Source organism: Dolichospermum planctonicum (assembly GCF_005402965.1).
Classification (GTDB): domain Bacteria; phylum Cyanobacteriota; class Cyanobacteriia; order Cyanobacteriales; family Nostocaceae; genus Dolichospermum; species Dolichospermum planctonicum.
Genome location: NZ_BJCF01000012.1, coordinates 1 through 22,454 on the forward strand (window position 1 = coordinate 1; position 22,454 = coordinate 22,454).

Genomic DNA, 22,454 nt, shown 5'->3' on the forward strand with positions numbered 1-22,454 from the left:
ATTACGGGAAATGTTGTTTTCGCAAACTAAGATCACTGGGTTATTCTGTTTTGAAAATAGAAAGGCTATTTTTGAAAATGTTGATAGTCGCTTTAAGTTTGTGGTTTTGACTTTTGAAAATGGTAATCAAACTTTATCTTTTCCGGCTAGGTTTATGCGTCATGATGTGGGAGAATTAAATAGTTTTCCTGATGATGATTGTATTCATATTTCTGTAGATTTAATTAAACGCTTATCTCCTGATTCTATTTCGGTTATGGAGTTTAAAACTGATTTAGATATTTTCATAGCTGAAAAAATGAGTTGCTTTCCGTTGTTGGGGGAGGAAATTCAGGATAAGTGGAATTTAAAGTTAACTAATGAGTTTCACATGACTAATGATAGTCATTTGTTTAAAACTGAACCGGGAAAGGGAAGATTACCTTTATATGAGGGGAAAATGATTCATCAATTTAATCATAGTTGGGGAAAAGCTAAATACTGGTTAGACGAGAAAGAAGCTAGACAAGCATTATTAAAAAGAGGTAAAATTGATAACGGACAAAAATTATATTATCAGTGTTATAGATTAGGGTTTAGGGATATTGCAAGCAGTACAAATGAAAGAACAATGATTGCAACAATGTTACATACTAACATTTTTTGTAATCATAAACTACCAACAGCTATTATTAAATCCGACAACTCACTAGATTATAAATCAGAATTATTTTTACTAACAATTTTCAATAGTTTTGTTGCTGATTATTCTTTAAGACAAAGAGTAACCACTAATTTAACATTTTTTATTGTCTATCAAACACCAGTACCCAGATTAACAGAAAAAGACCCATATTTTCAAGAAATAGTAGAACGTGCAGCCAAACTAATCTGTACCACAGCAGAGTATGATGAATTAGCGAAAGAAGTAGGATTAACAAGTCATGAAAACGGAATTACAGACGAGAGAGAAAGGGGTAAAATCCGCGCCGAATTAGATGGAATAATTGCCCATTTATATGGATTAACAGAAACAGAATTTAGTCATATATTGAGTACCTTTCCCATAGTAGCAGAAGAAGTGAAAAATGCGGCTTTAAATGCTTATCGGGAAATGGTTAAATAACGTTAAAGTAGGGGTAATTCATGAATTACCCCGACAATTTATAAATAAAAACGGATTAAGATTAAAACTAAGATCATGCTTGAAACAGTTCCATAACTGACTTAATTTCATCCATTGTTACATCTGTTTGTTCCAGTTTAGAATAAATTAACAGTAAAAGGACATTTGTAGGTGATTCAATTTGATAAATAATTCGATAACCACTACTTTTCCCTTTTTGAATGTCACTGTTGCGAACTCTTACCTTCAAAACTGTATACCCTGTTCCTGCAATTTGATCACCTAAAAAATTACCACTTTGTAATTCTTCAATTATTGGTTGAATATCAGTACGAATATGGCGATATTTTTTTGACAAACTGCGTATTTTTTGTTAAAAATTATCGGTAAAATTAACGATAACTGGTGTTTCACTCAACATCAATACCTTCCCAAAGTTCTGAAATTGGATGAACTTTACCTGCTTTAGCTTCTTGTAATGAGGTTTTCAAACTTTCTAAAACAACTGCTTTTGATTGATCATCTTCATCTAATTCATCTTCAATAAACAAAACGATTAATTTAACCCGACTTGGTTTATTAACTATCAGAGGATGATCTAAAGAAATGTTACCATTTTGATCAATCCTTGCCATTATTTCTTGCGCTATCATATTTACTCACCTGTAATTACTACAACTATTTTACTATATTATAGTAAACATAATAGTAAACATTGATCAAGATCCCCAACTTCTGTTTTAATATTGTCAATCAATGATAAATTAATCATAGAAGACAGGGATATAAATATATAAATAATGTGTTATAATATCCCAATTAGCAAGCAACCGGAGTAAAAACCATGACTGTTAAAGAATTGATTTATGCAGAAATTGATAAATTACCAGAAGATCAACTTAATGAAGTTTATCAATTACTTCAAGAATTGAAGAAAAACACAAGAAAGAGTATGTTGTCATTAAATGACACATCAAAAACCACATTACAAAAATCAGAAAAAAATGTATCTAATTCTTATCCTGATCATGATTTAGATTATCTTGCAGGAACATGGGGAGAAGAAGATGAAGCAGAATTTTTAGCGGACTTTCTTGATCAATAAAACTCTTTTTTAGATTATAAGCTGATGATGTGGCATAATATCCAATATTTATCCCATCCTGAAAATCCTAAAATCCTGGATATCCTGATTCAGACAATTAACCAAATAACTAATAATATAAAAAACTATGCCACACATATTTGATAATATCAACGAAAAACTACTACCCCAACTCAAAGAAAGCCTCAAAGATGCCCATAGGGCAGATTTTTGTGTAGGTTATTTCAACTTACGGGGATGGAAATTAATCCAGGAAGAAATAGAACAATTTACCGGAGGAGAAAATAACTGTTGTCGCTTATTAATTGGAATGCAGAAATTACCCAAAGACGAACTTAACCAAGTTTTAGGTTTAGGAATATCTCCTAAACCCATATCCCAGGGTGACGCAAATAACCTGAGAGAACGCATAGTCCAGGAATTTAGTCAACAATTAATGATCGGAAAACCAAATAATGATGATGAATTGGGTTTAAAAAGACTGAAATCACAATTAAAATCTAAAAAAGTAATAGTTAAACTCTATTTACGTCGTCCCCTTCATGCTAAACTTTATTTAATGCCTCAAAGCCATCATAATTTAAAAGCGATCGCTTTTTTAGGAAGTAGTAATTTAACTTTTTCTGGTTTATCAACCCAAGGAGAATTAAATGTTGATATCCTAGATAATGATGCAACCAATAAATTACAAACCTGGTTTGATGAACGTTGGGAAGACAGATTTTGTATAGATATTTCTGATGAATTGGCAGAAATTATAGATGAAAGTTGGGCAACGGAAAAGTTAATTTCTCCCTATTATGTTTATCTGAAAATGGCCTATCATCTCTCTCAAGAAGCGCGAGATGGTTTAAGTCAATATACTATACCTTATGATTTTCAATTATTCCCTTTTCAAGCAGCAGCAGTACGAATTGCTGCCCATTATGTTAACCGTCGTGGTGGTGTTTTGATTGGTGATGTGGTAGGATTAGGAAAAACCTTAGTCGGAACTGCGATAGCGAAAATTATTGAAGAGGAACTTGGAATTAGTACCTTGATTATTTGTCCAAAAAATCTCGTTTCTATGTGGGAAAATTATAAAGATGAATATGGGTTAACAGCTAAAGTAATTTCTATTAGTCAAGTTGGTAAAATATTACCGACAATTCCGGCACGTTTTCGGTTAGTCTTAATAGATGAAAGTCATAATTTAAGAAATAGAGAAGGACAACGTTACGCAGCTATTAAGGAATATATAGAACAAAGTGGAAGTCGTTGTATTTTATTAACAGCAACTCCCTATAATAAAAGCTATTTTGACTTATCTGCACAGTTACGGTTATTCGTTCCTGAAGATAAAAATTTAATTATTAAACCAGATAATTTAATCAAGGAATTAGGAGGTGAACATGAGTTTAACCGCAAACATCCCCAAACTAATATTAGCACTTTAGCAGCATTTGAAAAAAGTGAATATTTTGAAGATTGGCAATTATTAATGAATCGTTATATGATTAGAAGAACCCGCAGTTTCATTAAAAATAATTATGCTGATACAGACCCTATAAATGAACGTAAATATTTACAATTTCCTAATGGTACTCGTTCTTATTTTCCTACCCGTATCCCGAAAACTGCTAAATTTACGATTAATAATGATGATAACTATGGAAAATTATACTCTGGTGAGGTAGTAGAAATTATTAATTCTTTATCATTACCCCGTTATGGTTTAGGAAATTACACTTTAGATAAATATAAACAACCTCCCACAGCAGCACAACAACAGATATTAAATAGTTTATCCCGTGGTGGTAGAAGGTTAATGGGTTTTTGTCGCACGAATTTGTTTAAAAGATTAGAAAGTAGTGGCAATGCTTTTTTAGAATCTTTAGAACGTCATATTTTACGGAATTATGTATATCTTCATGCTTTAGAAAATAAATTAGATATTCCTATTGGTACACAAGATGCAGAGTTTTTAGATACTACCAATAATGATGAAGATGCTGATAATATTAATTCTACCAATTTAGATTTTGAAATAGCTGATGATGATCATGCAGAAAATGATGATCATAATGATGAGGTGAATTTTGCCAGTTTAACAAGTAAAGAAGCAGAATATAAACGTCAAGCAAAGGCTATTTATGAACTCTATCAAAATAAGTACCAAAAACGGTTTAAATGGTTAGATTCTCGATTATTCAAATCTGAATTAAAAAAACATCTCCGCGAAGATGCTTTATCATTATTGAAGTTATTACATAATTGTGGAGAATGGAATTATCAAGAAGATCAAAAATTACAAACTTTGCAAAAATTAATCACGGAAACTCATGAAAATGAGAAGATATTGATATTTACCCAATTTGCAGATACAGCGCGTTATTTACAGGAGTGTTTAGAAAAAACCAATATCACTCAAACCGCATTAGTGACAGGAAAAATAAATGATCCGACAGCATTAGCTTATCGTTTTAGTCCAGAAAGTAATAAACAAAATATTCTCCAGGAACAACAAATTAGAATTTTAATTGCTACCGATGTTTTAAGTGAAGGTCAAAATTTACAGGATTGTCGGATAATTATTAATTATGACCTACCTTGGGCAATTATTCGCTTAATTCAAAGAATTGGCAGAGTAGATAGAATTGGCCAAAAAGCCTCAGAAATTCTCTGTTATTCGTTTTTACCTGCGGAGGGAGTAGAGGAATTAATTAATTTACGAGGGAGATTAAGTGAAAGATTACAACAAAATGCGAATGTGGTGGGAACAGATGAAGCATTTTTTGAAGATAGTCTTTCTGATCAGGAAATACTTGATCTTTATCATGAAAAATCAGGTATCTTTGATAAAGAGGATGATGGAGAAGTTGATTTAACATCGGAAGCTTTTCAAATTTGGAAAAATGCTATAGATGCTGATCCTAGTTTAGAACAAACTATCAAAGGTCTTCCTAATGTGATTTATTCTACCCGCGAATATGAAGGTACAAATTTAGATCCTCAAGGGGTATTAATGTATTTGCGAACTGCTGAAGGCACGGATGCTTTAGCGTGGATAAATAGGGAAGGTAAAAGCGTTACTCAATCACAAATGAGAATATTAAGAGTTGCTAGATGTAACCGGGATACACCCCCCTTAAAAAGACATCCCCAACACCATGAAATTGTCTCTCAAGGGGCTGATTTAATCTTAGAACAGCAAAACTCAACGGGAGGACAATTGGGAAGTCCTAAAAGTGCAAGATATCGCACCTATTATAAATTAGATGCTTATATTAAAAGAACGGAAACACCCTTATTTCCATTAGGAGAAGATTGGCAAAATTTGAAAAAAGCTGTTGAGGAAATCTATCTTTATCCTTTAAAAGAAACCACAGTGATTAAAATTAATCGTCAGTTGAAAAGTGGAATTACAGATGAACAATTAGCGGCAATGATTGTCTCTTTACGTGATAATAATTCTTTGTGTATTATTCATCCTGAAGATGTACAGCAGGAAGCGCGGATTATTTGTTCATTAGGTTTATTTTCAGGATGTTAAATGATAATTTCTGGGATAATTTCTGGTTTTTTAATTGGGATTAAATTGGGATTAAATTGGGATTAAATTGGGATTAAATTTGTTGGGTTACGCTGTTGCTTAACCCAACCTACAAAATATTTCCTAATGATTACTTTCCAAATCCTTTACCTTTGCTGGTAGAAGGAAAACAAATACAATTTTCTAGTTGCTGGAGTAAGGTTTCACTATCTAGATTTTGACCAATTAGCACTAACTGATTTTGCTTTTTATTTTCATTCTTCCATTGATCATCATCAATAGTAAAGCGTTTACCACAAAGATGGAAAATATGACGTTGAGGACTTTCTTCAAACCACATAATACCTTTAGCACGGAAGACATTTGTAGGTAATTGATTATCTAGGAAATATTGAAATTTTCTAATAGCAAAGGGTTTATCACTTTGGAAGGAAATAGAGGTAAAACCGTCATTTTCTAAATGGTTAGAATGATCATGATGTTCATGATCATGGTGGTCATGTCCACAGGTAGAATGATCATGATCATCGTGATGTTCGTGACCACAATTAGAATGATCATGATGTTCTTCTGTGTGGGAATCAAAGTATTTATCAGATTCAAACAAACCAACACTGAGAATTAAAGGAAGTGGAACTTGAGATTTTGTAGTCCGAATAATCCGCGCTCCTTCCTTAATATTATTGATTTTTTTCTCCAATTCCTGTAGAGTGGTTTCATCAACTAAATCTGTCTTATTGAGAATAATGACATCACCATAAGTAATTTGACTTAAAGCAGCTTCAGAATTGAATAAATCTAAGCTATAATTAGCGGCATCAACTACAGTAATGATAGAATCTAATCGGGTTAGATCTCGTAATTCTGCACCCAGAAATGTCATAGCTACTGGTAAAGGATCAGCTAAACCAGTGGTTTCGACAACTAGATAATCTAGCTTTTCTTCCCGTTCTAAAACCTTGTAAACAGCATCAACTAAGTCATTATTAATGGTACAACAAATGCAGCCATTACTCAATTCCACCATGTTTTCATCAGTGGAAATAATTAATTCATTATCAATACCAATTTCCCCAAATTCATTGACTAAAACAGCAGTTTTCACACCTTGCTGATTTGTGAGAATATGGTTAAGTAAAGTAGTCTTACCGCTACCGAGAAATCCGGTAATAATGGTTACTGGTAAACCTTTTTTAGTAAGTTCCATTGCGTGAGAGTCGGAATTAACTATTGTTTGCATGGTCAGAAAGTAGGATTTTGGTGTGTTTTTAATGTGTTTTTAATTTTATCTTGATTTTGGCGATTCTGCATGACGATAACATATTTACATACCAGCTTGAAAAATTTGGTTAGCAGTTAAGGTTAATTCGGGGAAAGTACGTGAAACTATAGTTTGATTTTCTCTAAATTGACTCACTTGATATTCCCCATTAATTAAATCATAGATAGAAATAGTTGGTTGTTTAGGATTTCCGATATAGGGAGTTCCTCCTAATGCTAAATAATCAACAATCCAATATTCAGGAATACCAATTTCTTCATAATCTTTGACTTTTGTTAAATAATCAACACGCCAATTTGTACTCACAACTTCAATCACTAAGGGAATTGATGCACCTTGGATAAGGGTAGATTCTTTTTCCCATAATGGTTCATTGATTAAATTATTGGGATTTACAAGTAAAACATCTGGTGAGTAAGCAGACTGATTTTCAGGTGGTTTAACTACAACAGTTTTTGCTATACCATAGGGTAAGTCTAAACGTGTAGATTCTGAGTTTATTTTTCTATTCAAAAAAATGATAATCCCTTCATGCTTGCCTGATGGTTGATTCATTTCAATAATTACTCCATGATGTAATTCATAATACTTTCCTTCTGGTTTCCATTCCACAAATTCCTCAAAAGTGACTGATTTAGTTTTGGGTAATGCTTGAATCATACTTTACCTCCAGTTGTTGACAAGATTAGCAAGTATTACTAATAATAGTTAATAGTTAATAGTTATTAGTTATTAGCTACTAAGACCTTCAACTATAACAAAATTTATCCATAAACTTACTCCATGCAGCTTGATCTTAATCTGGGATGACACCATTGTCATCAACTTGCGTTATCATTATTAATCGTCAGATGCCTTATTCCTCTATTATGACCCTATCTATTTACAATACTCTCACCCGTCGTCAAGAGCAATTTACCACCGTCGAACCTGGAAAAGTGAAAATGTATTGCTGCGGTGTGACAGTTTATGATTACTGCCATTTGGGTCATGCTAGAACGTCTATTATCTGGGATATAGTACGTTCATACCTGAAGTTTATCGGCTATGATGTGTATTACATCCAAAATTTTACGGATATTGATGATAAAATTCTCAAACGGGCTAGAGAAGAAAATTCCTCCATGGAAATTGTCGCAGAACGCTACATTCAGGCATATTTTGAGGATATGTCGCGGTTAGGAATTAAAGAAGCTGACGAATATCCCCGCGCTACACATACAATGAATGGGATTGTGCGATTAATTCACGATTTAGAGCATAAAGGTTTTGCTTATCCCGCTGACGGTGATGTCTATTATGCGGTACAGAATTTTAGCGAATATGGCAAACTTTCAGGACGCAAATTAGCAGATATGCAAGCTGGTGCAAGTGAACGGGTAAATATCGAAGACGCGGAATATCAAAAGAAGAAATACCCCTTTGATTTTGCCCTGTGGAAGGCTGCAAAAACCGGTGAACCTGCGTGGGAGTCTCCCTGGGGAAAAGGCCGCCCAGGATGGCATATAGAATGTTCTGCCATGGTGCGCGATCGCTTGGGTGATACAATAGATATTCATGCTGGTGGTGCTGATTTAATTTTCCCCCATCATGAAAACGAAATTGCTCAATCAGAAGCTGTGACTGGCAAACCTTTAGCCAATTATTGGTTACACAATGGTATGGTCAAGGTGGACGGTGAAAAAATGTCCAAATCCTTGGGTAATTTTATCACAATTCGGCAATTATTAGATCGTGGCATAGATCCAATGGCGGTAAGATTATTTGTCTTAATGGCACAATACCGCAAACCCATAGATTTTACCGATGATGGCATATTAGCAGCAACCAATGGCTGGCATACGCTCAAAGAAGGTTTACTTTTCGGTTATCAACATGGTAAAAAATTAGAGTGGGATGAATCTAACCTGATCCAAAATCTGAAATCTCAAATCCAAAATGCGGAGGTTGAGAGATTTAAAGCAGCAGTGAATGATGATTTTAATTTCCCTGGTGGTTTAGCAATAGTTTTTGAATTAGCCAAAGAACTAAATCGGGAAGGAAATATTATTATACATCAAGGAAAAACAGAAACACCTGCCAATGAATTACTGCAAAAATGGCAAACTCTAATTAGATTAGCAGATGTTTTAGGTTTAACCGCCCAAGCAGAAGTAGAAAATCCCGTTAATCATGGTATAAATGATGTTGATATTGAGGAGTTAATTCAAAAAAGACAGGTAGCAAGAAAAGCCAAAAACTTTGCAGAATCTGATCAAATTCGTGAGCAACTATTAAGAAAAGGCGTTACCTTAATAGATAGCAAAGAAGGAACACGCTGGCATAGAGGGGTTTAAACTGGTAAATTTAAACTGGTAAATTTAAACTGGTAAATTTTAATTTCCTTTGTAATTCCCAAAAACTATGGTTTTCAAAGTAAAGGTGGTTTACCTACTTGCGAGCAAAATGTTTTTCCATTACTGCTAAAATCATAGGTGCTGCTACACTACCACCACCACCACCGGAATGTTCAGCAAAAGCCACCACTAAAATTTCTGGTTTATCAGCGGGTGCATAAGCCCCAAACCAAGCGTGATTTTCTTTAACTCCTCGTCTCCAAGCTTCCGCAGTTCCACTTTTACCCGCTACTGGGGGAAGAGTCGGAGTATTTAATACCTTACCTGTGCCTTCGCTAACTACTTTCCGTAATCCCGCACGCAAAACCTTGACGGTTGTGGGTTTGAGATTTAATGATTCTCTCCAACTTTTAGCTTCTTCATGATCTTTGAGTAAATGGGGTTGGACACGATAACCACCATTAGCAGGTACAGCAAACATGACAGCGACTTGTAAAGGTGTAGTTTGTAAAGCCCCTTGGCCAATGGACATATTTATAGTATCACCCACAGTCCAATCTCTTTTCCATACCTTCTGTTTCCAATTCTCATCGGGAACTAAACCTTTAGCTTCCTCTGTAGTAAATTCAAAACCAGTTTTTTGACCAAATCCATATTTACGAGTCCATGAAATCAATGTCGGTCCGCCAACCCGCTTCCCAATTTGATAAAAGAAGGTATCACTACTCCACTGTAGCGCTCCCACAAAACCCAATGGTCCAAAACCAGCATGATTCCATTCACCAAATCTAGTCCCACCAATAGTTAAAGAACCATAGGTTTGTAATACTGTATCTGGAGAAAATTGTCCCGATTCTAGCGCCGCTGTGGTGGTGACAATTTTAAAGGTACTAGCGGGAGGAAAGGCGCTAATAGCACGATTAACTAAAGGATGTTCCGAACCTTGGAGACTTTCCCAATCTTTTTGGGAAAGTTTTTGTTTAGAAAAAATATTCGGGTCAAAACCGGGATGAGACACCATTGCTAATATAGCACCATTTTTAGGGTCAATTGCTACTATTGCCCCATTTCGATTACCTAAAGCCTTTTCTGCGGCTATTTGCGTCTCTAAATCTATGGTCAAATGTAGATCATTACCAGATTTTGCTTGTTTAGTTCCCAATACTCGGAGGGGTCTACCGCTACCATCTACTTCTATTTGCTGACCTCCCCACTCACCTCTTAACAATTTTTCATAAGCCTTTTCTATACCCATTTGACCCATGACATCACCCAATCGGTAGCCTTGGGCTTTCTTCTTTTCCAACTGTTCAGCCGTAATTTCCCTGGTGTATCCAAGTATATGAGCTAACTCTTTGCCATAGGGATAATAACGAACAGCTTCCGTATTTATTTCCACACCTGGGAGTTCATTTTCATACTCCCTTAATGCTGTAACTTGGGCTTCATTTAGGTTGCGAGCAATACGAATCAGTGAAGAGGGATTAACAGCAGATTCTTCAAGGGTTTTTTCAATCTCTGCTTGGGGAATTTCCAGAATTTGCGCTAGACGTGGACCGACGACAGACCAGGAGGATTTTTTATGTGCCATAGGCCATAAATATACAGACCGAGGATAACGAGTGCTGGCTAATAATTTGCCATTTCTGTCAAAAATATTACCCCTTTCTGGTTGTTTAGGAATAATCCGCACCCGGTTAGATTCTGCGCGTTGACGATGTTTCCCTCCTTGTACAATTTGTAAATAGACCAATCGAGCGCCAATACCAGATAACATTAATAATGTGAATAAAATTACAAATGTAGATTGGACACCACGTCCAACTGTGCGCGTATTTTTTTGACTACTAAGCAATGGTGGTAAAATAGCCATAGGACCAAAAGAAATTTTGGGTTAAACAGGGAAAAATTAACAATTGACAATCATATTAAATATGAGATTAGGACATTGGACTGGATATTATGGCTGAAACTGCGATCAAAAATCAAAGGGATTTAAAATCCTCACAGACACTTGATGTTGAATTATGCAACGTATTTAAGTTTTTTAACCAAGAACCCGCAGTACAGGGTGTAGATTTGAATGTTAAAAAAGGAGAGTTTTTTAGTATTTTAGGTCCATCTGGTTGTGGAAAGACAACTACACTGCGCTTAATTGCTGGATTTGAAAGAATTGATGCTGGTAAACTATTGATTCAGGGTCAATTAATGACCGATATTCCTCCTTATCAACGACCTGTGAATACAGTATTTCAAAGTTATGCTTTATTTAATCATTTAAATGTGTGGGAAAATATTGCTTTTGGACTGCGATTAAAAAAAGTATCCAAATCAGAAATTAATAGTCGCGTCACGGAAGCTTTAAAACTTGTAAAAATGGAAAGCTTGCGATCGCGTGTTCCTCATCAACTCTCCGGTGGTCAACAACAACGGGTAGCATTAGCAAGGGCTTTAGTTAATCGTCCCGCAGTGGTCCTATTAGATGAACCCTTGGGAGCATTAGACTTAAAACTTCGTAAACAGATGCAGGTTGAACTATCCAATCTTCACCAAGAGTTAGGATTAACCTTTATCATGGTGACACATGATCAAGAAGAGGCGCTATCTCTATCTAACCGTATTGCCGTGATGAATCAAGGCAGAATAGAACAAATTGGTACTCCCAGTCAAATTTACGAAAGTCCCCAAACAGTTTTTGTAGCTGATTTCATCGGTGATACTAATTTATTTAGTGGTAAAATTGCCGAAATAGACGCAGAATGTGTAACAATTACCACTAAAACCGGATTAACGATGATTGTGAATCGCTGCGAACAAACACCCCTGGAAAAATCCCAAAATGTAGTAGTTAGCGTCCGTCCCGAAAAAATCCAACTTTCCCTATATCCACCCAACATACCCATAAACTGCTTTGCGGGAAGGTTAATTAATGTCATGTATTCAGGTACTCATGTTAATTATACCATAGAATTAATCAACGGTATGAACATTAATGTTTTACAACGGAATACATTCACTAACTTACTAGAAAGGAATACAACCATTTATACTTGGTGGGAAAAAGCTGACTGTTTAGCTATTAGTGAAAATAACAAACTTTAATTTGAGCCGCAGAAATAGGAATCATCCATATTTATCTGTGGTCAATTATTCCTAGCATAGCATAATATCTTATGAATCAATTATCAACACTCAATTTCCCCCAATGATTAACAGACGTAAACTTCTCAAAAAAATCGCAGTTTTTTCCACCTTATCTTTAGGTAGTTGTGGTTGGAGACTAGCCAATGTAGGCTCAAAAGATATTAACCCTAATCAAAGTGATAAACTATATATTTACACATGGACACAATATACAGATAAAGAATTACTAACAACCTTTACCAGACAAACAGGGATGAAAGTAATAGCAGATGTATATGAATCGAATGATGTCATGTTAGCGAAATTGCAAGCTGGAGGAAGTGGTACTTATAGTATTATCTATCCATCAGATTTTATGGTACAGAAAATGGCAGAAAAAGGATTATTAGCAGAAATAGATCATAACCGATTAATCGGATTAGATAACTTATTTCCACAATTTAATAATCCCATTTATGACCCCAAAAACCGTTATAGTATTCCCTTTAATTGGGGAACAACAGGGTTATTATACAACTCAGAAAAACTCTCAAATCCTCCCGAAGATTGGGAATATCTGTGGCAAAATCGAGATAAATTAAATAAACGGATTACCTTACTCAACGATGTCCGGGAAGTGATAGGTGCAACCTTGAGAATGTTAGGATACTCCTATAATTCACAAAATGAAAATGAAATAAAACAAGCATATCAAAAATTAAAATTGCTCAAACCTGCCATTGCTGCGTTTGACACAGATGCTTGGCAAAATAAAATCCTAGCAGGAGACCTATTAATTGCGATGTGTTATTCTGCAGACGCGGTGAGAATTTCTAAAGAAAACCCCAAACTAAAATTTGTCATTCCGCGTAGTGGTTCTTCATTATGGACAGATACCATTGTCATTCCTAAATCCAACCCTAATCTAGCTGGTGCTTACGCTTGGATCAACTTAATTTTACAACCAGACATAGCCGCCAAAATTGCCCAAAGATTATATATTTCTACCCCTAATAGAGCAGCATTTGAGCAATTACCACAGAAAATTCAACAGAACAGCAATTTATTTCCTCCCGAATCAATTTTAGCAAAATGTGAACGGATTACCCCCTTGGGAAAATTTGAAGAAATCTATGATAGATATTGGACACAATTACTAACATAACTAACATAAAAAAATTAATGATAAAGTCAAACATCATCTCCTTACCTCTTACCTCTGTGTTCTCTGTGCCTCTGTGGTTAGATTTATCGGTCAGTTACAGCACAAAACCCAACTACAGAAAAATGGCATATTCAGCCAATTTTAAATGTTAAATGTTAAATGTTAAATATATAACCCTTGTGGGGTAATCCTCATCAAAAATCACCAAATCCTCATACTCAAATGGAATCTACTAACAACCTGAAAAAAACCGACAAATTACAAACAGCTTGGAAAAATTGGCTACCTCCCTTGACATTACTAGCACCATCTGGTATTTGGTTATTAATATTATTACTTTTGCCAACATTAATCATTTTTGAGTTAAGCTTAGTCCCAGATATTCGTCCTGGTGATTTAGTAAATCCCAGTGGTATTAGTAATTATATTCACATTTTTGCACCGATTTATTTAAAAGTGATATTCAACTCACTTTTTTTTGCCTTTGGTACTACTATTATCACCTTAATGTTAGGTTTTCCCGTTGCTTATTGGATTGCTGTAATAGTACCAAATCGCTGGCAAAATTTGTTAGTATTAGCTTTTGTATTACCTTTATGGACTTCTTCTTTATTACGTTCTTACGCATGGATTACTATTTTGCGTCCCAGCGGATTATTAAATAGTTTGTTAACCAGTATTGGTTTACCAATTTTAGATATTCTCAATAGTAATTTAGCCGTATTAATTGGTATGAGTTACAGCCTATTACCCTACATGGTATTAATTTTGTATGCTTCCTTAGAAAAATTAGATAAAAGACTATTAGAAGCTGCTGCTGATTTAGGTGCAAATTCCATCCAAACTTTTTTAAAAGTGACCGTACCTCAAGTTTTACCGGGTATTGCGGCTGGTTCATTGCTAGTTTTTATTACTGCATTAGGGGATTTTATTGACCCCGAATTATTAGGAGGTGCTTCCAGCATGACAGCGGCCAGATTAGTTTATAATCAGTTTCTTGGTGCTACTCAAAATTGGGGTTTTGGTTCAGCTTTAAGTATGACATTGATTTTGATAGTGAGTATATCAATTTCCCTTGTCATTAAATTTGGTGAAGCAACACCTAAAAAATAACAGCAATTAAACCATAGCCCTACCTCTTCACACTTTCATTTACCAACACCCGAATTATGATCTTGATTATAACTAGTTACAGCCTGACGGAGATTACCCAAATGTGCAGCTAGTAGTTCCTTACCCGCTTCCTGATCTAAACCCGTCCAGTGCATTAATAAGGACAACTTCACCCATTTACCGCTGCGTTCCAGTAAGAAACCCGCCGCTTCTCGACTTAATCCCGTCAAGTCTTGTAGAATCCGTAAAGCGCGATCGCGTAACTTTTGATTAGTCACAGCGACATCAACCATGCGATTACCATAGACCTTACCGAGTTTGACCATTACCCCAGTGGAGAGAGTATTTAAAGCCAATTTTGTTACAGTTCCCGCTTTCAAACGAGTAGAACCAGCCAAAATTTCTGGACCTGTTAACAAACGGATATCAATATCAACTTCAATAGTGACTTGTTCAGCGGGGACACAAGCTATAAAAATAGTTTTAGCTCCGCGTTGACGAGCAGCATTAATAGCACCGTGAACAAAAGGTGTTGTTCCTCCGGCAGTAATGCCGACGACCACATCTAGTTGGGTAATTTGTCGTTGAGAAATGGCACTTTCCCCATCTTCAGATCGATCTTCTAAATCCTCAGAACTGCGAACCAATGCACCAGCGCCACCGGCAATAATCCCCTGTACCAACTCGGCCGGAGTGCAGAAAGTAGGTGGACATTCAGCAGCATCTAATACTCCCAATCTACCACTTGTCCCTGCACCCACGTAAAATAAACGTCCTCCTTGACGCAACCTGTCCGCTGTCAAATCAATAGCTGCTGCTAATTCAACTTTAGCCTCTGCTACTGCGGCTACTGCTTTTTGGTCTTCATGATTAAATAACTCCACCAATTCCAGGGAATTGAGTTGGTCTAGATTGAGACTATGAGGATTAACTTGTTCTGTGAGTAGATGGCCGCGTTCCTGGAAATTTGTCATTTTGTGTAGTCTATATTCTTGGTCAGTGGTAACAAATCAATAGTCAGTTGTCATCTAAACCTCCCAGGAGACCCGCACTATATCGGTACTCTGATTAGTGGTGGGTGGTTGACTTACTGATCATGACTAATGATCCATGACAAATCATAATAGCCCTTCCAGTTGACGACGAATGCTGTCTAAATCAGAATTAGCAATTTCTGGTACAGATGGACCTGTGGCCAGGAAATCTTTCCTAGTGTACCCTATTTCGGCTTCAGCTTGCCAGTCAGTTTCTTCCACGTTTATTGCTGGAGGAATCGCTAACTCACTATTTTCGGAGATAATTTCCCAATCATAGCCGGCACTTTCGCAAAATTCCTGAACATCAGCAGCATCCATCATTTCCACTGTCGGTACAGCGAAGTCTTGAGCTTCCAACATTAAAGCATAGCGAGTAGCATCATCTTCTGATTCAAACATGAGGATTTGATTACCTTCTAACCCTTGGCCATTGGTAATCCGAACGCTGTGAATGCCCTCATTGTCCGTACCAGCATTAAAAATTAGTACAAAAACACGCATTATCCATCCTTTAATTTCTTGTCTAACTTATATTAAAGTTCTAGGTTGTGCATTTGCAAAAGTCTGAGATCATTTTTGTCCGATTTTCAGGACTCACAGCTAAACTAAAAGATTTTCCAATCATATAGTTAATTAACTATAAGTTTTTTAAATAGGAATTTGACAAAAAAAGGTCAAGTTGAATAATTGCCCCTCTATTCTCAATAATCTTGAGAATATTCTCAATAACTCGACGAAAAAAGTTCATTTTCGGGCTTGACTTTCTCAACTATTTTTTTTAAAATAATTCTTGATATAATCTGCTTGGGCTTGTTTGCCATATATTTATAAAATTATCAGAAGATAGTTCTTCCTCGTCCGTTTGATAATAACATATTAAAAACTCTTTGTCAACATCTTTTATACTCTTTTTCTCGAAAAAGTGCCAACCATCCGCGCCTGTGCGTGATAAAAATAATATTAATTTACATAAAAGTAGAAGATAGTTCTTCCTTGTCGGTTCTATGATAACCGATTAAAAACTCTCTGTCAATACCTTTTCTACTCTTTTTCCCGAAAATTTTGGTTAAAAACTCCGTTCTAGAAAGACAGCTTTTGGTATAATGGGGAAGGTGAGTGTCAAATATCCAGCAGCGTAAATTTAGCGGGCTTCCTGATCCCATAAGTTGTGGTGAAAACATCATGTCTAACTCTCCTGGTCAAAATTCTCACTCCAGAAACTCTGGGTTGGAGCGTCTATGGTTAACAATATTAAGTCGAGGTGGACTAGTTTTAGGTGCTGTATTGGTGCTGGGAATTATTGCCGGTGTTTGGCGGTTGCGGAATTTCGTTTATGATGATTTAGTACCATTAGTTACCCAAAATCTAACTAACACCCTGAACCGTCCGGTCAAATTGGGAGCAGTTAAGTCATTTTCCCTGACAGGGGTAAGTTTTGCCGCTTCAGAGATACCAACTACAGATACGGATTCAGATAAGGTAAATACAAAAGCTGTTGAAGTGGGATTTGATCCTTGGCAATTAGTTATTAACCGCAATCTGCGATTAGATGTAACTTTAATTAACCCAGATATTTATATTGAACAAGATTCCCAAGGACGCTGGTTAACTACTACTATAACTCCGCCTCCGGGTAAAGCATTGATTAAAACTGATTTGGATAAATTGCGGTTTCGTGATGCCAATCTAGTATTAGTGCCGAAAGTATCGGTTTTAGAAAAAAATTCTTTACCAGAGAAAGTAGCATTTTCAGGAATTAATGGCACAGCTAAACTCTTAAATCAAAATCGTCTGATTAAATTAGAATTAGCTGGTAAGGCAGTCAGTGGGGGTAATATTTCCATTACCGGGGATTTAATTCCTCAGAAAGTTTTAGTTGGGGATTTTCGACTACAAGCGGAAAACATTCTTGCCGCAGATATTACGCGAATTGTCACTTTACCACTAACCTTAAAAACTGGTAGAGTCAATGGTGATTTGCAAATTAAAGTAGTTCCCAGGGGGAAAACCTTATTATACGGTAAGGCGGCCATAGCGGGAGTAACGGTACAAATCCCTAAAATACCTCAATTATTAAATAATAGTCAAGGGAATCTCAGTTTTGATGGACTGGCGATTAAATTAGAGCAGATAATTACCAACTACGGGCAAATCCCCGTTACAGCATCAGGTACAATTGACCAGGAAGCTGGATTTAATCTAAAAGGGCGTGTCAATGCGGTAAGTTTAGCTAATGCCCAAACTACTCTGAAAGTCAAGTTACCAGTTCCTGTAACTGGGATAGCTCAAGCAGATGTACAGATATTGGGAGGAATTTCCCAGCCAGTATTATCCGGTAGTGTCAGCAGTTTGAAAACTGTCCGAATTGATAAAGTAGATTTTCAGAAAGTTAGTAGTAAATTTGAACTGATAAGCAGTAAGTCTCTGCTGAAAATTACAGATATCCAAGGAAAAACTACATATCAAGGTCAGGTAAAAGGTGGGGGAACAATTAAACTGAGTGCAGTACCCCAACTAGATTTTAACTTGAGTGGGGAAAATATAGCCGGAGATGCGATCGCTCAAGTATATAATATTCAAACAGGATTCCCCATTGGACTATTATCAGCTACAGCCCAACTCAAAGGAGCGGATAATAAAACCCAGACTATAGTAAAATTGCAAGCACCTCAAGCTAAATATCCCGCAAGGTTAACAACAATTATTAATTCTGACCAGACGGTTTCCTTCCGTGATCTAGTTGCTAATGTAGGTAGTGGCATAGTTAGGGGTAGTGGTACTTATAGTAATGGTCGTTGGCAAGCTTTAGCGCAAGCTAATAAGATTAAATTAGCCTCCTTTATAGACCAAAAACAACAGGAGAATATTTCGTTAACTGGGGCGGAATTTAATGGCAATATCCGTTTATCAGGAAATTCCTCACCATTTAAAATCGAGACAATTATCCCTGAAAATGCGAATGTTAACATTGCGGGTGGTACAGTCAATATAGCCCAAATCAATTTACAAGAGCAAAATTTCACAGCCTTGTTACTAGGGAGAAATTTACGCTTAGGCACAATATTAAAACAAAAACAAACCAACCCGATTTTAAATTATCCCCTCACAGGTAAATTCATGATTGGGGGTAATCGGGAAAATTTCCAACTCAAAACCCTCACAGCATTGGGTGAGGCCTTTTTATCTGTGGGAGGGGGGAAAATTAAAGCTGGGAATATTCAAGTTGCGGAAGGTCGCTATGAGGCGAAAATTCAAGCTGATAATGTATCCTTACTTAGTTTAGCACCTGTACCATCCCCATGGCAAGGAAATATCACAGGTGAATTACAGGTAGGGGGTTCTGTGGAGTCATTCCAACCTGAAACTATTCAGGGAGAGGGAAAAGGGAGATTGAAACTTCCTAGCGGAACGGTTATGGTCTCTGATATTCGAGTTAACGATGGAAATTATCAGGCTTCTTTGGCTACTTCTGGGTTAGAATTGCGCTCTTTTGGTCAGCAGTTACAAGGACAGTTGACAGGGAAATTACAACTAGCGGGAACTTTAGCCACTCCCAAATTAGCAGATATTGCTGCTGTTGGTCAACTGCGATTTAATAGAGGTTTGCCAGGTATTGATCCACCTATTTGGTTATATATTGGTTGGAATGGAAAAAAGCTAACTATAGATAGTTATAATAATGGTAATTTCCAAGTTAAAGGTTATTTATTAGCTAATGCCGAAAAAGTAGGGATTCCCGAAATTACGGATATGAATTTAAACTTAGATGTAAATAATTATAATCTACAAAAATTGCCCATTAAATTACCTAAAAACGTAGATATTGCTGGAAATCTGGATTTTAGTGGCCAGTTGAGAGGAAAACCCACTGCACCAAATATTACAGGTAAATTGGGATTTACAGATTTAAGACTTCAAAAATTGGCATTTGAACCATCTCTAACTGGTAGTGTTCAAGCTGTATCAGGACAGGGAGTAACCTTAGATGTTGCAGGTGGAAAAGAGCGTATAGCATTTAAATTAGATAGTAATAATCGTCCTAAATCTTTTTTAGTCAAGTGGCAACAAGCATTGTTATCAGGTATAGAAACAGATGGTAACTTAGCCGTGGGTATGACTAATCTACCATTAGGAGCATTAAATATAATTTTACCAGATGATACACTATTAAGTCCGGGAGGTGTGGGGGGATTATTAAGTGGAAATTTACAAATTAATTCCCAGACATTAGCGACAGAGGGGAATATAGCCATTGAGAAACCAGAAATTGGCCGCATTAAAGGCGATCGCTTTCAAACCCAACTACGCTATGATAATCAAACATTTATTCTCGGTAATAGCGAATTTCGCAAAGGTGAAAGCAGATATAACTTTGATGCAAACATCAGACCATGGACTAAAAAACCCCAACTGCGAGCAAACATCAAAATTGACAAAGGTAATATTCAAGACATTCTTAATGTTGCCCAAATATTTGAACTTCAAGACTTGCAACGTGGTTTAAAAGCACCAAAATACGGCAAAGCTGAGGAGTTAACCGCTCAATCCCAAAAATTACCAAATCAGTCCTTATTCAGCCAAATTCAAAGGTTATCGGAAATTAATGCCCTGGTAACTGCCCAAGAACAAAAACGGATAAATGCTACACCCATACCAGAATTAAGAGACTTAAAAGGGATTTTAAACGGTGGTATCAGTATTAATACTGCTACCACCGACCAACCAAGAGTGAAATTTAACCTGCAAGGACAAAACTTTACTTGGGGTAAACCAACAGAACCAAGCCGATTTTATGCGGTGGAAAAAGTAGTAGTTAAGGGTAGTTTAGAAGAGGGAATTTTCCGTTTACAACCTTTACAAATTCAATCTCAGCAAAAGTTAATTACCTTTACAGGTAACATTGGTAATAGTAAACAATCAGGTAAATTGACAGTAGAAAATTTTCCTCTTGGGCGAGTAAATGATTTAGTGAAACTACCAGTGGGAATTGGAGGTAAACTGAATTTAACGACAGCAATAGCAGGTAGTATTAATAATCCTCAAGCTATAGGAGAATTAAACATTACAGAAGGAACAATTAATCAAAAACAAATAGCATCAACCAACGCTACTTTCAATTATGCTAATGGAAGATTAAACTTTAGTAGCAATGTCTCAGGAACGGGGAAAGAATCTGGAACTGAAATTTCGGGGAGTATTCCTTATGAAATACCTTTTGCGACTAGAAAATCCGAGGGTAATCAAATTACCTTAGATGTGAAAGTCAAAAACGAAGGTTTAACACTTCTAAATCTTTTTACTAATGAAGTAGCTTTTGAAAATGGACAAGGAGAATTAGATTTAAAAGTTTCGGGAACTTTAAAAAACCCCTTGGTTGAAGGTAAAGCTTCCTTGAGTAATGCTACCTTTAGCGCTCAAGCATTACCAGGAAAGTTAACCAATATAAATGGTAGTGCAGAGTTTGATTTAAACCGAGTATTTGTAGACAGTCTTGAAGGTAGATTTAGTAATGGTAAAGTTGAAGTGGTGGGAGAGCTACCAATTTTTACTAGTCAAAATATTAAAACAGAAAATGCACTGACTGTTAATTTAGAACAATTGGCTTTAAATCTCAAGGGATTATATCAAGGGGGTGCTAGTGGTAATGTAAAAATTACAGGTTCTCTTCTGCAACCTGTAATTGGTGGTAAGATAGAATTATTTGATGGTCAAGTATTGTTAGCAGAATCTAAAAATGTTAATTCCTCAAATGGTAAAATCAGCATTTCTCAAAGATCTCCAGAGGTAGAAAATAAAATTACCAAGTTAAATAAGTTAGAATTGAACTTAGGTAAAAATGTACAAATTACTAGTCCACCGCTTTTTAAGTTCCAAGCTGCTGGGGATTTAATTGTTAATGGTTCTTTAACTGAACCCGTACCGGAAGGAACTATTAAACTAACTAAAGGTGCGGTGAATTTATTCACGACCCAATTAGGTTTAGCACGAGGTTATGAACATACCGCTACTTTTGTTTCTAGTCAACCCCGTGACCCTTATTTGGATATTCGTCTATTTGCTAAAATTCTAGATGTAGTTCAAAATAACGATATTGGCCGACAAAATTCTGTAGGTTCTTTAGGTTTATCGGGTTTAGAAACAGTTCGAGTCGAAGCAAGTATTAATGGTTTAGCTACTCAAATCAATGAGAATTTGCAACTCAAAAGCAATCCTTCACGTTCAGAAGCACAAATTGTCACTTTATTAGGGGGTGGGTTCATTGATACTAAAGAACGTGGTGACATTAAACTGGGTTTAATTAATATTGCTGGTTCGGCCGTTTTTAGTAATTTCCAAGGTGCATTTAATCAAATTGGTGATGCTTTTGGTTTAAGCGAATTAAGAGTATTTCCCACTATTCTTTCCCAAAGGCCAGAAGCAGGGAGAAATAACTCATCTTTAGAATTGGCTTTAGAAGCAGGAGTTGATATTTCTCCGAAGTTTTCCCTTTCTACTATTAAGATATTGACTGCTAGTGATCCTTTACAATGGGGGATTAATTACCGAATAAATAATGAACTTCGTCTCCGTTCTTCTACTAATTTAACGGATGATAGTCGCGCTGTAATTGAGTTTGAACGGAAGTTTTAAAAAATTAACACCTAACAATTGACAAT

General features: G+C 36.0%; 14 protein-coding genes and 1 pseudogene. 8 read left to right on the top strand and 7 right to left on the bottom strand.

The window, feature by feature from the left end:
* Positions 1-1,105: pseudogene (locus FFO06_RS21130) on the top strand (Eco57I restriction-modification methylase domain-containing protein); the annotation flags it as partial.
* Between the two features lie 73 nt (positions 1,106-1,178).
* Here FFO06_RS21130 and FFO06_RS07315 read toward each other — a convergent pair.
* Together FFO06_RS07315 and FFO06_RS07320 are read right to left on the bottom strand one after the other, a co-directional pair.
* Positions 1,179-1,463, bottom strand: coding sequence for a type II toxin-antitoxin system RelE/ParE family toxin (locus FFO06_RS07315; RefSeq protein ID WP_306420194.1), 285 nt, complete (start codon positions 1,461-1,463; stop codon positions 1,179-1,181).
* A gap of 52 nt (positions 1,464-1,515) precedes the next feature.
* Positions 1,516-1,758 carry a type II toxin-antitoxin system RelN family antitoxin gene (locus tag FFO06_RS07320; protein WP_137907447.1) on the bottom strand — a complete coding sequence of 81 codons (243 nt, stop codon included), beginning with the start codon at positions 1,756-1,758 and terminating at the stop codon, positions 1,516-1,518.
* 191 nt (positions 1,759-1,949) lie between these two features.
* On the opposite strand from FFO06_RS07320, the gene FFO06_RS07325 reads away from it, so the two are divergent.
* On the top strand, positions 1,950-2,210 hold the full coding sequence (locus FFO06_RS07325) for a hypothetical protein (protein WP_137907448.1): 261 nt from the start codon (positions 1,950-1,952) through the stop codon (positions 2,208-2,210).
* Positions 2,211-2,337: 127 nt separating this feature from the next.
* A complete protein-coding gene (locus FFO06_RS07330; protein WP_137907449.1) occupies positions 2,338-5,742 on the top strand; it encodes a helicase-related protein in 3,405 nt (1,134 codons plus the stop codon).
* A gap of 130 nt (positions 5,743-5,872) precedes the next feature.
* Here the strand turns inward: FFO06_RS07330 and FFO06_RS07335 are convergent, their stop codons facing one another.
* Entirely contained in the window at positions 5,873-6,982 is a 1,110-nt protein-coding gene (locus FFO06_RS07335; protein ID WP_137907450.1) for a CobW family GTP-binding protein, read from the bottom strand.
* Between the two features lie 84 nt (positions 6,983-7,066).
* Entirely contained in the window at positions 7,067-7,684 is a 618-nt protein-coding gene (locus FFO06_RS07340; RefSeq protein ID WP_137907451.1) for a Uma2 family endonuclease, read from the bottom strand.
* Positions 7,685-7,893: 209 nt separating this feature from the next.
* Here FFO06_RS07340 and cysS point away from each other — a divergent pair, with 209 nt between their 5' ends.
* Positions 7,894-9,360 (top strand): cysteine--tRNA ligase, encoded by a 1,467-nt coding sequence (gene cysS, locus FFO06_RS07345; protein WP_137907452.1) that lies wholly within the window; start codon positions 7,894-7,896, stop codon positions 9,358-9,360.
* A 94-nt stretch (positions 9,361-9,454) separates the two neighbouring features.
* Here the strand turns inward: cysS and mrdA are convergent, their stop codons facing one another.
* On the bottom strand, positions 9,455-11,233 hold the full coding sequence (gene mrdA, locus FFO06_RS07350) for a penicillin-binding protein 2 (protein ID WP_137907453.1): 1,779 nt from the start codon (positions 11,231-11,233) through the stop codon (positions 9,455-9,457).
* 89 nt (positions 11,234-11,322) lie between these two features.
* Here mrdA and FFO06_RS07355 point away from each other — a divergent pair, with 89 nt between their 5' ends.
* From FFO06_RS07355 to FFO06_RS07365, 3 genes are all read left to right on the top strand, one after another.
* On the top strand, positions 11,323-12,462 hold the full coding sequence (locus FFO06_RS07355) for an ABC transporter ATP-binding protein (protein ID WP_137907454.1): 1,140 nt from the start codon (positions 11,323-11,325) through the stop codon (positions 12,460-12,462).
* A gap of 103 nt (positions 12,463-12,565) precedes the next feature.
* Positions 12,566-13,648, top strand: coding sequence for a polyamine ABC transporter substrate-binding protein (locus tag FFO06_RS07360; RefSeq protein ID WP_137907455.1), 1,083 nt, complete (start codon positions 12,566-12,568; stop codon positions 13,646-13,648).
* Between the two features lie 222 nt (positions 13,649-13,870).
* Positions 13,871-14,761, top strand: coding sequence for an ABC transporter permease (locus tag FFO06_RS07365; protein ID WP_137907456.1), 891 nt, complete (start codon positions 13,871-13,873; stop codon positions 14,759-14,761).
* Positions 14,762-14,796: 35 nt separating this feature from the next.
* Here FFO06_RS07365 and murQ read toward each other — a convergent pair whose 3' ends face one another.
* Together murQ and FFO06_RS07375 are read right to left on the bottom strand one after the other, a co-directional pair.
* Positions 14,797-15,735, bottom strand: coding sequence for an N-acetylmuramic acid 6-phosphate etherase (gene murQ / locus FFO06_RS07370; RefSeq protein ID WP_137907457.1), 939 nt, complete (start codon positions 15,733-15,735; stop codon positions 14,797-14,799).
* Positions 15,736-15,879: 144 nt separating this feature from the next.
* On the bottom strand, positions 15,880-16,299 hold the full coding sequence (locus tag FFO06_RS07375; protein ID WP_137907458.1) for a DUF3110 domain-containing protein: 420 nt from the start codon (positions 16,297-16,299) through the stop codon (positions 15,880-15,882).
* 681 nt (positions 16,300-16,980) lie between these two features.
* Here FFO06_RS07375 and FFO06_RS07380 point away from each other — a divergent pair.
* Positions 16,981-22,428 (top strand): translocation/assembly module TamB domain-containing protein, encoded by a 5,448-nt coding sequence (locus tag FFO06_RS07380; protein ID WP_137907459.1) that lies wholly within the window; start codon positions 16,981-16,983, stop codon positions 22,426-22,428.
* Positions 22,429-22,454 lie beyond the last annotated feature (26 nt).

What these genes read in the sequence shown, in the direction of transcription:
- FFO06_RS07320 (WP_137907447.1), bottom strand. Translation starts at nt 1,758, where the DNA reads ATGATAGCGCAAGAAATAATGGCAAGGATTGATCAAAATGGTAACATT.
- FFO06_RS07325 (WP_137907448.1), top strand. Translation starts at nt 1,950, where the DNA reads ATGACTGTTAAAGAATTGATTTATGCAGAAATTGATAAATTACCAGAA.
- FFO06_RS07330 (WP_137907449.1), top strand. Translation starts at nt 2,338, where the DNA reads ATGCCACACATATTTGATAATATCAACGAAAAACTACTACCCCAACTC.
- FFO06_RS07335 (WP_137907450.1), bottom strand. Translation starts at nt 6,982, where the DNA reads ATGCAAACAATAGTTAATTCCGACTCTCACGCAATGGAACTTACTAAA.
- FFO06_RS07340 (WP_137907451.1), bottom strand. Translation starts at nt 7,684, where the DNA reads ATGATTCAAGCATTACCCAAAACTAAATCAGTCACTTTTGAGGAATTT.
- cysS (WP_137907452.1), top strand. Translation starts at nt 7,894, where the DNA reads ATGACCCTATCTATTTACAATACTCTCACCCGTCGTCAAGAGCAATTT.
- mrdA (WP_137907453.1), bottom strand. Translation starts at nt 11,233, where the DNA reads ATGGCTATTTTACCACCATTGCTTAGTAGTCAAAAAAATACGCGCACA.
- FFO06_RS07355 (WP_137907454.1), top strand. Translation starts at nt 11,323, where the DNA reads ATGGCTGAAACTGCGATCAAAAATCAAAGGGATTTAAAATCCTCACAG.
- FFO06_RS07360 (WP_137907455.1), top strand. Translation starts at nt 12,566, where the DNA reads ATGATTAACAGACGTAAACTTCTCAAAAAAATCGCAGTTTTTTCCACC.
- FFO06_RS07365 (WP_137907456.1), top strand. Translation starts at nt 13,871, where the DNA reads ATGGAATCTACTAACAACCTGAAAAAAACCGACAAATTACAAACAGCT.
- murQ (WP_137907457.1), bottom strand. Translation starts at nt 15,735, where the DNA reads ATGACAAATTTCCAGGAACGCGGCCATCTACTCACAGAACAAGTTAAT.
- FFO06_RS07375 (WP_137907458.1), bottom strand. Translation starts at nt 16,299, where the DNA reads ATGCGTGTTTTTGTACTAATTTTTAATGCTGGTACGGACAATGAGGGC.
- FFO06_RS07380 (WP_137907459.1), top strand. Translation starts at nt 16,981, where the DNA reads ATGTCTAACTCTCCTGGTCAAAATTCTCACTCCAGAAACTCTGGGTTG.